At 69.8% G+C, this 12,805-nt stretch carries 12 protein-coding genes and 1 pseudogene; 5 read left to right on the forward strand and 8 right to left on the reverse strand.

The annotated features are described in order from the left end of the window. A pseudogene (locus tag ABT025_RS39620) lies at positions 1–148 on the reverse strand (hypothetical protein); the annotation flags it as partial. Positions 149–316: 168 nt separating this feature from the next. Between ABT025_RS39620 and ABT025_RS38075 the strand changes: the two are divergent. Continuing rightward, positions 317–961 carry a DNA alkylation repair protein gene (locus ABT025_RS38075; protein WP_351003290.1) on the forward strand — a complete coding sequence of 215 codons (645 nt, stop codon included), beginning with the start codon at positions 317–319 and terminating at the stop codon, positions 959–961. 21 nt (positions 962–982) lie between these two features. Here ABT025_RS38075 and ABT025_RS38080 read toward each other — a convergent pair whose 3' ends face one another. Both ABT025_RS38080 and ABT025_RS38085 read right to left on the reverse strand, forming a co-directional pair. Continuing rightward, positions 983–1,765, reverse strand: coding sequence for an isoprenyl transferase (locus tag ABT025_RS38080; RefSeq protein ID WP_351003275.1), 783 nt, complete (start codon positions 1,763–1,765; stop codon positions 983–985). A 231-nt stretch (positions 1,766–1,996) separates the two neighbouring features. Next, entirely contained in the window at positions 1,997–3,154 is a 1,158-nt protein-coding gene (locus tag ABT025_RS38085; protein WP_351003291.1) for an acyl-CoA dehydrogenase family protein, read from the reverse strand. 174 nt (positions 3,155–3,328) lie between these two features. Between ABT025_RS38085 and ABT025_RS38090 the strand changes: the two genes are divergently transcribed. Beyond that, on the forward strand, positions 3,329–4,672 hold the full coding sequence (locus ABT025_RS38090; protein ID WP_351003276.1) for a UDP-glucose dehydrogenase family protein: 1,344 nt from the start codon (positions 3,329–3,331) through the stop codon (positions 4,670–4,672). A gap of 55 nt (positions 4,673–4,727) precedes the next feature. Continuing rightward, positions 4,728–5,099, forward strand: a complete 372-nt coding sequence (locus tag ABT025_RS38095; RefSeq protein WP_351003278.1) for a VOC family protein — start codon at positions 4,728–4,730, stop codon at positions 5,097–5,099. An 18-nt stretch (positions 5,100–5,117) separates the two neighbouring features. Here ABT025_RS38095 and ABT025_RS38100 read toward each other — a convergent pair whose 3' ends face one another. Genes ABT025_RS38100 through ABT025_RS38110 form a run of 3 tightly spaced genes read right to left on the reverse strand, consistent with a single transcriptional unit; the run spans position 5,118 to position 7,995 of the window. Then, the gene (locus ABT025_RS38100; protein WP_351003280.1) at positions 5,118–6,314 is read right to left on the reverse strand and encodes a dipeptidase; all 1,197 of its coding nucleotides are present in this window, start codon (positions 6,312–6,314) and stop codon (positions 5,118–5,120) included. 5 nt (positions 6,315–6,319) lie between these two features. After that, on the reverse strand, positions 6,320–6,859 hold the full coding sequence (gene purE / locus ABT025_RS38105; RefSeq protein ID WP_351003281.1) for a 5-(carboxyamino)imidazole ribonucleotide mutase: 540 nt from the start codon (positions 6,857–6,859) through the stop codon (positions 6,320–6,322). Continuing rightward, a complete protein-coding gene (locus tag ABT025_RS38110; RefSeq protein ID WP_351003283.1) occupies positions 6,856–7,995 on the reverse strand; it encodes a 5-(carboxyamino)imidazole ribonucleotide synthase in 1,140 nt (379 codons plus the stop codon). Before ABT025_RS38110 ends, purE begins: the two co-directional genes overlap by 4 nt. A gap of 214 nt (positions 7,996–8,209) precedes the next feature. Here ABT025_RS38110 and ABT025_RS38115 point away from each other — a divergent pair, with 214 nt between their 5' ends. Beyond that, positions 8,210–8,764 carry a GtrA family protein gene (locus ABT025_RS38115; RefSeq protein WP_351003285.1) on the forward strand — a complete coding sequence of 185 codons (555 nt, stop codon included), beginning with the start codon at positions 8,210–8,212 and terminating at the stop codon, positions 8,762–8,764. Positions 8,765–8,776: 12 nt separating this feature from the next. On the opposite strand, the gene ABT025_RS38120 is transcribed toward ABT025_RS38115, so the two are convergent. Both ABT025_RS38120 and ABT025_RS38125 read right to left on the reverse strand, forming a co-directional pair. Continuing rightward, entirely contained in the window at positions 8,777–10,042 is a 1,266-nt protein-coding gene (locus tag ABT025_RS38120) for a sensor histidine kinase (RefSeq protein ID WP_351003286.1), read from the reverse strand. Positions 10,043–10,057: 15 nt separating this feature from the next. After that, positions 10,058–10,735 carry a response regulator transcription factor gene (locus ABT025_RS38125; protein ID WP_018524728.1) on the reverse strand — a complete coding sequence of 226 codons (678 nt, stop codon included), beginning with the start codon at positions 10,733–10,735 and terminating at the stop codon, positions 10,058–10,060. Between the two features lie 421 nt (positions 10,736–11,156). Here ABT025_RS38125 and ABT025_RS38130 point away from each other — a divergent pair, with 421 nt between their 5' ends. Continuing rightward, positions 11,157–12,653, forward strand: coding sequence for a peptide MFS transporter (locus tag ABT025_RS38130; protein WP_351003288.1), 1,497 nt, complete (start codon positions 11,157–11,159; stop codon positions 12,651–12,653). Positions 12,654–12,805: the final 152 nt, after the last annotated feature.

Genomic DNA, 12,805 nt, shown 5'->3' on the forward strand with positions numbered 1-12,805 from the left:
GGTCGATGTCGTCGATCGTCAGTCCGGCCCGCTTCAGCGCCTGCTTGCTCGCCTCGACCGGTCCGTAGCCCATGATCTCGGGGGCTGCCGCGACTGCCGAACCGATCTCCACCCAGACCTGCACAACGCGGCCTGACGGACACAGGCCTGGGCAACCGCCCGGCCGCACGACAAGGGAGGAACCCGGTGGCCGTGGATGCCTCCTTCCGCAAGTCGGCACTCGTGTACAGGCCGGGGCGGATGTCTCCCGTCATACGCTGATCCCTGACGTGAGAGACGGGAGAATCCGGTGAGCAGTACGACAGCGGCCGAAGTGATGGCTGAGCTCGCCGCGCTCGACGACCCCAAGGCACGTGCCGTCAACGAGAGACACGGCGACGACCACGGCGTGAACCTCGGCAAGCTGCGCGCGCTCGCGAAGCGGCTGAAGACGCAGCAGGAACTCGCGCGCGAGCTCTGGGCGACGGACGACACCGCGGCACGACTGCTGGCGCTCCTGATCTGCCGCCCGAAGGCGTTCGCGCGTGACGAGCTGGATGCGATGGTGCGGGAGGCGCGAGCTCCCAAGGTGCACGACTGGCTCGTGAACTACGTGGTGAAGAAGAGCCCTCACGCCGAAGAGCTGCGCGTCGCCTGGTCCGCCGATCCGGATCCGGTGGTCGCGAGCGCCGGCTGGGCGCTGACCACCGAGCGCGTGGCGAAGAAGCCCGAGGGCCTCGATCTCGCAGGACTGCTCGATGTCATCGAGGCGGAGATGAAGGACGCCCCCGATCGCCTGCAGTGGGCGATGAACCACTGCCTGGCCCAGATCGGGATCGAGCACCCCGAGCAGCGCACCCGTGCGATCGGCATCGGTGAGCGCCTGGAAGTGCTGAAGGACTACCCGACGCCCCCGGGCTGCACGTCTCCGTTCGCGCCCGTCTGGATCACCGAGCTGGTGCGGCGGCAGGGCCGGGGGTAGGGGCCGCGGGCACTGCGGCAGTCACTTGCCGAATCGCCGTTGCCGGTTGGCGTACGAACGAATGGCGCGCAGGAAGTCCACGCGGCGGAACGCCGGCCAGTAGCAGTCCACCCAGTGCATCTCCGCGTACGCGGACTGCCAGAGCAGGAAACCCGACAGCCGCTGCTCGCCGGAGGTCCGGATGATGAAGTCGGTGTGGTCGGCGGTCGGCGAGTAGAGATGCCGGGAAATGTCCTCGACATCGAACCGCTCGACCAGCTCGGCCAAGTCGCCACCGGCTGCCCGGTGTTCCTCGAAGGCGCTCTTCACCGCATCGACGATCTCCCGTCGGCCGCCGTAGCCGACCGCGATATCCACCTTGAGCCCGCCGCGCCCGGCCGTCGCGGCAGTCGCGTCCTTGAGTGCCTGCGCAGTGGCGCCCGGCAGCAGGTCGAGCGAGCCGATCACCTGGACCTCCCAGGGGCGGCCGACGGCCGTGATGCCCTGGATGGTCTGTTCGATGATCTCGATCAGCGGACCGAGCTGATCGGCGGGACGCCCGAGGTTGTCGTCGGAGAGCATGAAGAGGGTGACCCGCTCGATTCCGGCGGCCTCGCACCAGCCCAGGAACTCGGTGGCCTTCGCCCCGCCCGCCCGGTAGCCCTCCCGGAGATCCGTGTGGCCCGCCTGCCGGGCCCAGCGCCGGTTGCCGTCGAGCATGATCCCGACATGCTGCGGGCGCGGCAGCCCCACGAGGGTGGAAGCCAGTCGGCGCTCGTACACCGCTTCTATCGGCCGCCGGAGGAACAGCGGGAGCAGCTTCACCGAACCAACTCCATCACGTCGCGCATAGCCTCCGCGGACCATATCAGCGACGTCGCGCACGCTCGGCGGGTGTGCCTGACCGCATTGCCGCGCACGCCACTCGGCCAGGAGGGGGCTGGAAGGGGGGCGGACAGTCCGTGGCAGGGCGCCGACCACGCCGACCGGACTGCCACCGGGGGCCATGCGTACGGCCCCCGGCCTTGCACCGGGGGCCGTACGCGTCGGCGCGGGTTACGGCAGGTTGCGTGCCATGACGATGCGCTGGACCTGGTTCGTGCCCTCGTAGATCTGCGTGATCTTCGCGTCCCGCATCATCCGCTCCACCGGGTAGTCCCGCGTGTAGCCGTAGCCGCCCAGCAGCTGGACCGCGTCGGTGGTGACCTCCATCGCGACGTCGGAGGCGAAGCACTTGGCCGCGGCGCCGAAGAACGTGAGGTCGGCGTCGAGACGCTCGGACTTGGCGGCGGCCGAGTAGGTGAGCTGGCGGGCCGCCTCCAGCTTCATGGCCATGTCGGCGAGCATGAACTGGACGCCCTGGAAGTCGCCGATCGGCTTGCCGAACTGCTTGCGCTCCTGGACGTAGCCCTTGGCGTAGTCCAGCGCGCCCTGGGCGACACCGAGCGCCTGGGCCGCGATCGTGATGCGGGTGTGGTCCAGCGTCTTCATCGCGGTGGCGAAGCCGGTGCCCTCCTCGCCGATCATGCGGTCGGCGGGGATGCGGACGTTGTCGAAGTAGACCTCGCGGGTCGGGGAGCCCTTGATGCCGAGCTTCTTCTCCGGGGCGCCGAAGGAGACGCCCTCGTCGGACTTCTCGACGACGAAGGCCGAGATGCCCTTGGAGCGCTTGGTCGGGTCCGTGACGGCCATGACCGTGTAGTACTCGGAGACACCCGCGTTGGTGATCCAGCGCTTCACGCCGTTGAGGACCCAGAAGTCGCCGTCGCGCACGGCCTTGGTCTTCATGCCGGCGGCGTCGGAACCCGCGTCCGGCTCGGAGAGCGCGTACGAGAACATCGCGTCGCCCTTGGCGAGCGGGCCCAGGTACTTCTTCTTGAGGTCCTCGGAGCCGGAGAGGATCACCGGGAGCGAGCCGAGCTTGTTCACGGCGGGGATGAGGGAGGAGGAGACGCAGGCGCGGGCCACCTCCTCGATCACGATGACCGTGGCGAGCGCGTCGGCGCCGGCGCCGCCGTACTCCTCCGGTACGTGGACCGCGTGCAGGTCGGCGGCGACGAGGGCGTCCAGCGCCTCCTGCGGGAAGCGGGCCTCCTCGTCGACCGCGGCCGCGAACGGGGCGATCTTCGCCTCGGCGAGCGCACGCACCGTCTCACGGAGCATGTCGTGCTCCTCGGCCGGACGGTACAGGTCGAAATCGGTCGAACCCGCCAAGACGCTCACTCCCCAAGATGCTAACTACCGTTAAGTAACCCAATTTTAGGCGCCTGGCCCGGCAAAGGCATACGCGCGCGGGCCGTGAGCTTCACGACAGCCGGAATGGGACGTTTCAAAGGCAGGACTATGCTCGTTCACCGCACGTCTGTCCGCATCTCTCAGGAGCACTACATGGCCCTCAGGATCACTGTGATCGGCACCGGCTATCTCGGCGCCACCCACGCCGCGGCCATGGCGGAACTGGGCTTCGAGGTCCTGGGGCTCGACATCGTGCCCGAGAAGATCGAGATGCTGTCCGCCGGCCGGGTCCCGATGTACGAGCCGGGACTCGAGGAGATCCTGAAGAAGCACGTCGCGGGCATCGAGGGTTCCACCGGACGGCTGCGGTTCACCACCTCGTGGGAAGAGGTGGCGGAATTCGGCGACGTGCATTTCGTCTGTACCAATACGCCGCAGAAGCACGGCGAGTACGCCTGCGACATGAGCTACGTCGACAGCGCCTTCGACTCGCTCGCCCCCCTTCTGACCAGGCCCGTCCTGGTCGTCGGCAAATCCACCGTGCCGGTCGGCTCCGCGGCCCGGCTCGCGGCCCGGCTCGTCGAGCTCGCGCCCGCGGGCGAGGGTGCCGAGCTGGCCTGGAACCCGGAGTTCCTGCGCGAGGGCTTCGCCGTCAACGACACCCTGCACCCGGACCGGATCGTCGTCGGCGTGGCGAGCGAGCGGGCCGAGAAGCTGCTGCGCGAGGTGTACGCCGGGCCGGTCGCCGAGGGGTCCCCGTTCGTGGTGACGGACTTCCCGACCGCCGAGCTGGTGAAGACGTCCGCCAACTCCTTCCTCGCCACCAAGATCTCGTTCATCAACGCCATGGCGGAGGTCTGCGAGGCCGCCGACGGCGACGTGGTGAAGCTGGCCGAGGCGATCGGCCACGACGAACGCATCGGGAAGAAGTTCCTGCGGGCCGGCATCGGCTTCGGCGGCGGCTGCCTCCCCAAGGACATCCGTGCCTTCATGGCACGCGCCGGTGAGCTGGGCGCCGACCAGGCGCTGACCTTCCTCCGCGAGGTCGACTCCATCAACATGCGCCGTCGCGGCCACATGGTGGAGCTGGCCCGGGAGGCCGTGGGCGGCGACTCCTTCCTCGGCAAGCGGGTCGCCGTGCTGGGTGCGACGTTCAAGCCGGACTCGGACGACGTACGCGACTCACCCGCGCTGAACGTCGCCGGCCAGATCCACCTCCAGGGCGGCCAGGTCACGGTCTTCGACCCGAAGGGCATGGACAACGCCCGGCGGCTCTTCCCCACCCTCGCCTACGCCGACACCGCCCTGGACGCCGTACGCGGCGCCGACGTGGTGCTGCACCTGACCGAGTGGCGCGAGTTCCGCGAGCTGGACCCGGAGGCGCTGGGCGAGGTCGCCGGCCGCCGCATCGTGCTGGACGGGCGCAACGCGCTGGACCCGGCGGTGTGGCGCGAGGCCGGGTGGACTTACCGGGCGATGGGGCGGCCGAAGGCCTGACCGACCCGCGCCTCTTCCCGGCCGACCTACCAGATCTACCCGAGGAGGAAACGTCATGGCCATCGCCACACTGGGTGCTGTCGTCCTGGACTGCCCGGACCCCTTGGCCCTCGCCGGCTTCTACGCCGGGCTGCTGGGCGGAAAGATCACCGCGATGGAGGACGGCGGCGACAGCTGGGTCGACCTCACGGGCGGTTTCGGCACGCCGCTCGCCTTCCAGGCCGCGCCCGGCTTCGTACCACCGCGGTGGCCGGGTACGGACGGCTCGCAGCAGTTCCATCTGGATCTGACCGTGCAGGATCTGGACGCGGCGGAGAAGGAGGTGCTGGCGCTGGGTGCGACCGTGCTCGACGCGGAGGACCGGCAGCGGTCCTTCCGGGTGTACGCCGACCCGGCGGGGCACCCGTTCTGTCTCTGCACCGATTGACCCCCGGCGCCCCGGGGCTCAGGCCGCCGGGCCGTCCAGCTGCCCGATCGTGGCGTGGGACGGGCCGCGGCGGGTGCGCAGGTCCCGGGCCACGTCCTCGGCACCACGCAGCACCCGTACGGCGTTCTGCCAGGTGAGCTTCGCCAGGTCGGCGGTGGACCAGCCCCGGCCGAGCAGCTCCGCGATCAGGTTCGGGTAGCCCGACACGTCTTCGAGGCCCTGCGGGAGGAACGCGGTGCCGTCGTAGTCGCCGCCGATGCCGATGTGGTCGATCCCCGCGACCTCGCGCATGTGGTCGAGGTGGTCGGCGATCGTGGCCACGGTCGCCATCGGGCGGGGGTTCGCCGCCTCGAACGCGGCGTGGACCTTCATGGCCCGCTCGGTGGTGTCCAGGTGGTGCAGCCCGTGCGCGCGCAGGTTCTCGTCGGCGGACCTCGTCCAGGCGACGGCCTCCGGCAGCACGAACTTCGGCACGAAGGTCGCCATGGCGATGCCCCCGTTGGCCGGGAGCTGCGCGAGGACGTCGTCGGGGATGTTGCGCGGGTGGTCGCAGATCGCCCGCGAGGAGGAGTGCGAGAACATCACCGGTGCGGTCGACGTGGCGAGCGCGTCGCGCATGGTCGTCGCGGCGACGTGCGAGAGGTCCACCAGCATGCCGGTGCGGTTCATCTCCCGTACGACCTCGTGGCCGAACGGCGAGAGACCGCCGACGCCCGGGTCGTCCGTCGCCGAGTCCGCCCAGGCGATGTTGTCGTTGTGGGTCAGCGTCATGTAGCGGACGCCGAGGGTGTGCAGGGCGCGCAGGGTCCCCAGCGAGTTGTGGATGGAGTGGCCGCCCTCGGCCCCCATCAGGGAGGCGATACGGCCCTCGGAGCGGGCCGTCTCCATGTCGTCGGCCGTCAGGGCGCGGCGCAGGTCGGCGGGGTGGCGCTCCAGCAGTTCGGCGACCGCGTCGATCTGTTCCAGGGTGGCGCTGACCGCGTCGTCGCCCGCCATGTCGGACTGTACGTACACGGACCAGAACTGGGCCCCGACTCCCCCGGCGCGCAGCCGGGGGATGTCGGTGTGCAGGTGGGCCGACTGGTCGGTGGCGATGTCCCGCGCGTCCTGGTCGTAGCCGACCTGTTCGCGCAGTGCCCACGGCAGGTCGTTGTGGCCGTCGACGACGGGGTACTCGGCGAGGAGTTCCCGGGCCCGGTCCAGTCGGTCCGTCACGTTTCCTACTTTCCGAAGCCGAAGGAGTCGGGGCTCCCGACCTTGTTGCGCAGTCGCTTGCCCTTCTCGGTCGCCTGGTCGTTCAGGTCCGAGAGGAACTCCGTCATGCGGGTCTGCAGCTCGCTGTCGTGCGCGGCGAGGATGCGGACGGCCAGCAGGCCGGCGTTCCGCGCGCCCGCGATGGAGACGGTGGCGACCGGGATGCCGGCGGGCATCTGGACGATGGACATGAGGCTGTCCATGCCGTCCAGGTACTTCAGCGGGACCGGCACGCCGATGACGGGCAGCGGGGTGACGGAGGCGAGCATGCCGGGCAGGTGGGCGGCGCCGCCCGCACCGGCGATGATCGCCTTGATGCCGCGGCCGGCGGCGTTCTCGCCGTACGCGATCATCTCGCGCGGCATGCGGTGGGCGGAGAGGACGTCGACCTCGTAGGGGATCTCGAACTCGTCGAGGGCCTTGGCCGCTGCTTCCATGACGGGCCAGTCGGAGTCCGAGCCCATGACGATGCCGACGACCGGCGCGGCGGAGGCGGGGGAAGTCATTCGGTGATCGTTCCTCGCAGGTAGTCGGCCGCGTGCCTGGCGCGCTCCCGCACGTCCGCCAGATCGTCGCCGTAGGTGTTGACGTGGCCGACCTTGCGGCCGGGCTTGACGTCCTTGCCGTACATGTGGATCTTGAGCTGCGGGTCCCGCGCCATGCAGTGCAGATACGCCTGGTACATGTCCGGGAAGTCGCCGCCCAGCACGTTGGACATGACCGTCCAGGTGGCGCGCGGGCGCGGGTCGCCGAGCGGGAGGTCCAGGACGGCCCGGACGTGGTTGGCGAACTGCGAGGTGATCGCGCCGTCCTGGGTCCAGTGCCCGGAGTTGTGCGGGCGCATCGCCAGTTCGTTGACGAGGATCTGCCCGTCGCGCGTCTCGAAGAGTTCGACGGCGAGGTGGCCGACGACGCCGAGCTCGGCGGCGATACGGAGCGCGAGCTGCTGGGCCTCGCCTCCGAGCTTCTCGCTCAGTTCGGGGGCCGGGGCGATGACCGTGTCGCAGACGCCGTCGACCTGGATCGACTCGACGACGGGGTAGGCCACGGCCTGGCCGTGCGGCGAGCGGACGATGTTGGCCGCCAGCTCCCGTACGAAGTCGACCTTCTCCTCGGCGAGCACGGGGACACCGGCCCGGAAGGGGTCGGCCGCGTCCGCCTCGGAGCGGACCACCCAGACGCCCTTGCCGTCGTAGCCGCCGCGCACCGTCTTGAGGATGACGGGGAAGCCGCCCACCTCTTCGGCGAAGGCCGCGGCGTCGGCCGGGTCCTTCACGATGCGGTGGCGGGGGCAGGGCGCGCCGATCTCGGTGAGCTTCGCGCGCATCACCCCCTTGTCCTGGGCGTGCACCAGGGCGTCGGGGCCGGGGCGCACGGGGATGCCGTCCGCCTCCAGGGCCCGCAGATGCTCGGTGGGCACGTGCTCGTGATCGAAGGTGATCACGTCACAGCCGCGCGCGAAGGCTCGCAGCGTCTCCAGGTCGCGATAGTCGCCGACGACGACTTCACTCACGACCTGGGCCGCCGAGTCCTGAGCGGTGTCACTGAGGAGCTTGAACTTGATGCCGAGGGGGATGCCCGCCTCGTGGGTCATACGGGCGAGCTGACCGCCACCGACCATGCCGACTACCGGGAACGTCACTCCTCCAGGGTATCCGCACCGTCCGGGGCCACCCGACGATGCCCCGGGCCGTGCCGCCCCGGCGGGCCCGCCGGGCCGTCCGGGAGAGGGCTGTGGGGTGTCACGGCCGCGCCACACCTGTATCCGTACTCACAGCAGCCGACGGGCCGCCTGGTTAGCATGGCTGGGTTGACGGAACCTGAAGCCGAACCGACAGACGGGCTGAGCGATCACCATGAGCGAACGGGGCGCACTGCGGACCCGGCTGGATCTGCTGGCCCGGGAGGTCGCCAAGTTCGGCGTGGTCGGCGCGGTCGGCCTGGTCGTCAATATCGCCGTATCCAACCTGCTGTGGCGGTACACGGACATCCCGACGGTGCGGGCGGGTCTGATGGCGACGGCCGTCGCGATCCTCTGCAACTACGTCGGCTTCCGCTACTGGACGTACCGGGATCGCGACAAGAGCGGCCGGACCCGGGAGCTGACGCTGTTCCTGCTGTTCAGCGCGGTGGGCGCGGTCATCGAGACCGGTGTGCTGTACGCGGCGACGTACGGGTTCGGCTGGAACAGCCCGGTCCAGAGCAACGTCTTCAAGATCCTCGGAATCGGCATCGCGACGATGTTCCGCTTCTGGTCCTACCGGACGTGGGTCTTCCGGGCGCTGCCTGACAAAGACGTGGCCGTGAGCACGGAGGACGCCGCACAGGTGACGCGTCCCGTCTCCGTACCCGCTCCGGCGCCTGCCCCGGCCGCGGTGGTGCGGGTCGAAGCCGACACCGCGCGGCGGTAGCGGGTCGGCGGGTCACCTCACCGGGCGTTCCGGTTCCTTTCTGTCCAGGGCGACCTGGCTGAGGAACAGCGCGAAGACCGGGGGCTGCTGCTGGAGCAGTTCGAGGCGGCCGCCGTCGGCCTCCGCGAGGTCGCGGGCCACCGCGAGGCCGATGCCCGTGGAGTTGCGGCCGCTGATGGTCCGCTCGAAGATCCGCGCTCCCAGGTCGGCGGGGACCCCCGGGCCCTCGTCCGTCACCTCGATGACCGCCTGGTTGCCGGTGACCCGGGTGCGCAGCGCGACCGTACCGCCGCCGTGCATGAGTGAGTTCTCGATCAGCGCGGCAAGCACCTGGGCGACCGCGCCCGGGGTCCCGACGGCTCGCAGCCCCTTCTTGCCGGAGCGGACGACGGCGCGGCCCTCGCTCCGGTAGGCCGGGCGCCACTCCTCGATCTGCTGCTTGACGATCTCGTCGAGGTCGAAGACGACGGCCGAACCGGTCCGCGGGTCCCGGGCGTTGGTGAGCAGCCGCTGGACCACGTCCGTGAGCCGCTCGACCTGGGTGAGGGCGATGTTCGCCTCCTCCTTCACCGTCTCGGGGTCGTCCGTGACGGAGATCTCCTCGATCCGCATGGAGAGCGCGGTGAGCGGCGTACGGAGCTGGTGGGAGGCGTCGGCGGCGAGCCGGCGTTCCGCGGTCAGCATCCGGGCGATCCGTTCCGCGGAGGAGTCCAGGACGTCGGCGACCCGGTCCAGCTCCGGCACCCCGTACCTCTTGTGACGTGGGCGCGGGTCGCCCGAGCCCAGGCGCTCCGCGGTCTCGGCGAGGTCGGTGAGCGGGGAGGTCAGTTTGTTGGCCTGGCGCACGGCCAGCAGGACGGCGGAGACGATGGCCAGCAGCGCCACCGCGCCGATGATCATCAGGGTGCGGCCGACCTCGCGGGTGACGGAGGAGCGGGACTCCTCGACGGTGACCTTCTCGCCGTGTTCACCCTCCTCCGTGGCGGTGATCACGCTGCCGCTGGGGCGTTCGCCGACCTCGATGGGGGCACGGCCGGGCATCTTGATCAGGGCGTAGCGCTTGTCGTCGATCTGTTCGGCCAGCACGCCGGGGTTGATCCGCTCGGCGCCCAGGAGCCGGCTCTCGATCACGCTGATCAGCCGCAGCGCCTCGGAGTCGACGCTCTCCTGGGCGCTGCTGCTGATGGTGCGGGTCTCGACGATGACGAGGGAGACGCCGAAGACGGCGATCACCACGAGCACCACGGCGAGGGTGGAGTTGATCAGGCGTCGGCGCATGACTGCTTCTGTACGTCAGCTCTTCTCGAAGCGGAAGCCGACGCCCCGGACGGTGGCGATGTACCGGGGATTGGCGGCGTCGTCGCCGAGCTTCTTGCGGAGCCAGGAGATGTGCATGTCGAGGGTCTTGGTGGACGACCACCAGGTGGTGTCCCAGACCTCGCGCATCAGCTGGTCGCGCGTGACGACCCGGCCCGCGTCCCGGACCAGGACCCGCAGCAGGTCGAACTCCTTGGCGGTGAGCTGGAGTTCCTCATCGCCCATCCAGGCGCGGTGCGACTCGACGTCGATCCGGACGCCGTGGGTGGCCGGCTGCGGGGCGGGCTCGGTGGCGCCGCGGCGCAGCAGGGCCCGGACCCGGGCCAGGAGCTCGGCGAGCCGGAAGGGCTTGGTGACGTAGTCGTCGGCGCCGGCGTCGAGGCCGACGACCGTGTCCACCTCGTCGGCACGGGCGGTGAGCACCAGGACCGGCACGGTGTGGCCCTCGGCGCGGAGCCGGCGGGCGACTTCGAGGCCGTCCATCCCGGGCAGCCCCAGGTCGAGCACGACCAGGTCGATGCCGCCCTGGAGGCCGGCGTCGAGTGCGGTCGGGCCGTCTTCGCGGACCTCGACCTCGTAACCCTCCCGACGCAGGGCGCGGGCCAGCGGCTCCGAGATGGATGCGTCGTCCTCGGCGAGCAGTACACGGGTCATGCAGTGATGGTAGTCCGCGCGGGCGACAAGGAGTGAGGTGATCCAAAACCCCTGCGGGTCTGCGACCCGTTCTCGCCCAGACCTTCGAATGTGGGAGTGTGATTGCACCTGGACCTGTGATCCATGTCTCAAGTCCTTCCATATCCCGCTCAGTCGTGTCGTATGGTGTTTCAACGCCTGTTGCACTACTCAAGGACCTTTGGGCAGCCATGAGCGCCCGGGGTCCTTCTTCATGTGCAGGGCTGGTACCCGCCAGCCCGGATTTTCAGTGAATGACCTGTGGGCCGGGCCCGGAACGCCGATGAGGGCGCTCCGGGTGTGGATCCCGATCGCGGTGGGCGTACCCGCGTCGGTGCCGGCCTCCCCCCACCGGGCGCGTACCGCTCACGCGCGACGCGTCCCGAGCAAGCAAGGATCGATCATGGCGTCCAGCCTGACGAAGGACCCGGCGAGCACCGCGGGTGGCGAGAAGACGTTCTTCGGCCACCCCCGCGGCCTGGCCACGCTCTTCATGACCGAGATGTGGGAGCGCTACAGCTTCTACGGCATGAAGGCACTGCTCCCGCTGTACCTGATCGCGCCCGGCGGCATGCACATGAGCGCCACCACGGCGACGGCGATCTACTCCGTCTACATGGCGATGGTCTACCTGCTCGCCATGCCCGGCGGCTGGATGGCCGACCGCTTCTGGGGGCCGCGCAAGACGGTCGCCGTCGGCGGCGGTGTCGTCATCCTCGGCCACATCACGCTTGCTGTACCCAACTCGGCGACGTTCTTCGCCGGTCTGGTGCTCGTCGCGCTCGGCTCCGGCCTGCTGAAGGCGAACATCTCCACGATGGTCGGCCACCTCTACAAGGGCCCGGAGGATCCGCGCCGTGACGGTGGCTTCACGCTCTTCTACATCGGGATCAACCTCGGTGCCTTCCTCGCCCCGCTGACCATCGGCACCGTCGGCGAGAAGGTCAACTGGCATTTCGGGTTCGCGCTCGCCGCGATCGGCATGGCCCTGGGCCTCGCCCAGTTCATGCTCGGCACCCGCCACCTCAGCCCGGAGAGCAACGTCGTCTCCACCCCGGCGACCGACCAGGAGAAGCGCTCCGTCCTGCGCAAGGGCCTGGTATGGCTGATCGTCGCGGGCGTCTTCTACACGCTGCTCGCCGTCACCGGGAACTTCGCCGACTGGGCGCTGCTGCCGATCACCGTCGCCGGACTGATCATCCCGATCGCCGTCCTGGTCCGCATGAAGCGCGACAAGGAGCTGACGGACACCGAGCAGTCCAAGCTGTCGGGCTACATCTGGTTCTTCGTGGTCGCCGCCGTCTTCTGGATGATCTACGACCAGAACGGTTCGACCCTGTCGATCTTCGGTGAGAACTCGACGACGAACAGCCTGTTCGGCTTCGACTTCCCGACGTCCTGGTACCAGTCGCTGAACCCGATCTTCATCATGGCGATAGCCCCCGTGGTCGCCTCGGGGTGGCTGTGGCTGAACAAGCGCGGCAAGGAGCCGAGCACCGCCGTCAAGTTCGCCTCCAGCCTCGTGCTGATCGGCATCTCCTTCGTCGTCTTCATGATCCCGCTGATCGACACCGCGGCCAACGGCGGCAAGGTCAGCCCGATGTGGCTGGTGTCGATCTACTTCATCCAGACCGTCGCGGAGCTCTGCCTCTCCCCGGTCGGCCTGTCGGTCACCACGAAGATGGCCCCGGCGAAGTACAGCTCCCAGATGATGGGTGTCTGGTTCCTCGCGGTCACCGCCGGTGACTCCGTGACCGGTCTCCTCACGTCCCCGCAGCTCGGGGTCGACCTGAACACCTCGGGCGCCGTCGCCTTCGAGGCGGTCCTCGCGGTCATCGCCGGTGTCGGCATCTGGATGTACCGCAGGAAGGTCACGAAGCACATGGGCGACGTGAGCTGATCGCCCGGTCCCACGCGCAGGGGCCGCCGCCCCCCGCGCACAGCAGGGGGGGGCCCCTCGTCGTGGGGGAGGGCGGGCCCCCCCCCCCCGGGGGGGCGGGCGCGGCCACGCCCACCCCCACCCGGCCGCTCGCCACGGCGCAAACGTGGAAG

It is taken from the genome of Streptomyces sp. NPDC002809 (genome assembly GCF_040295435.1).
Taxonomy (GTDB): Bacteria; Actinomycetota; Actinomycetes; order Streptomycetales; family Streptomycetaceae; genus Streptomyces.

Bases quoted from the DNA above. Each gene is read 5' to 3' on its own strand.
- ABT025_RS38075 (WP_351003290.1), top strand. From the start codon at position 317: ATGGCTGAGCTCGCCGCGCTCGACGACCCCAAGGCACGTGCCGTCAAC.
- ABT025_RS38090 (WP_351003276.1), top strand. From the start codon at position 3,329: ATGGCCCTCAGGATCACTGTGATCGGCACCGGCTATCTCGGCGCCACC.
- ABT025_RS38095 (WP_351003278.1), top strand. From the start codon at position 4,728: ATGGCCATCGCCACACTGGGTGCTGTCGTCCTGGACTGCCCGGACCCC.
- purE (WP_351003281.1), bottom strand. From the start codon at position 6,859: ATGACTTCCCCCGCCTCCGCCGCGCCGGTCGTCGGCATCGTCATGGGC.
- ABT025_RS38115 (WP_351003285.1), top strand. From the start codon at position 8,210: ATGAGCGAACGGGGCGCACTGCGGACCCGGCTGGATCTGCTGGCCCGG.
- ABT025_RS38120 (WP_351003286.1), bottom strand. From the start codon at position 10,042: ATGCGCCGACGCCTGATCAACTCCACCCTCGCCGTGGTGCTCGTGGTG.
- ABT025_RS38125 (WP_018524728.1), bottom strand. From the start codon at position 10,735: ATGACCCGTGTACTGCTCGCCGAGGACGACGCATCCATCTCGGAGCCG.
- ABT025_RS38130 (WP_351003288.1), top strand. From the start codon at position 11,157: ATGGCGTCCAGCCTGACGAAGGACCCGGCGAGCACCGCGGGTGGCGAG.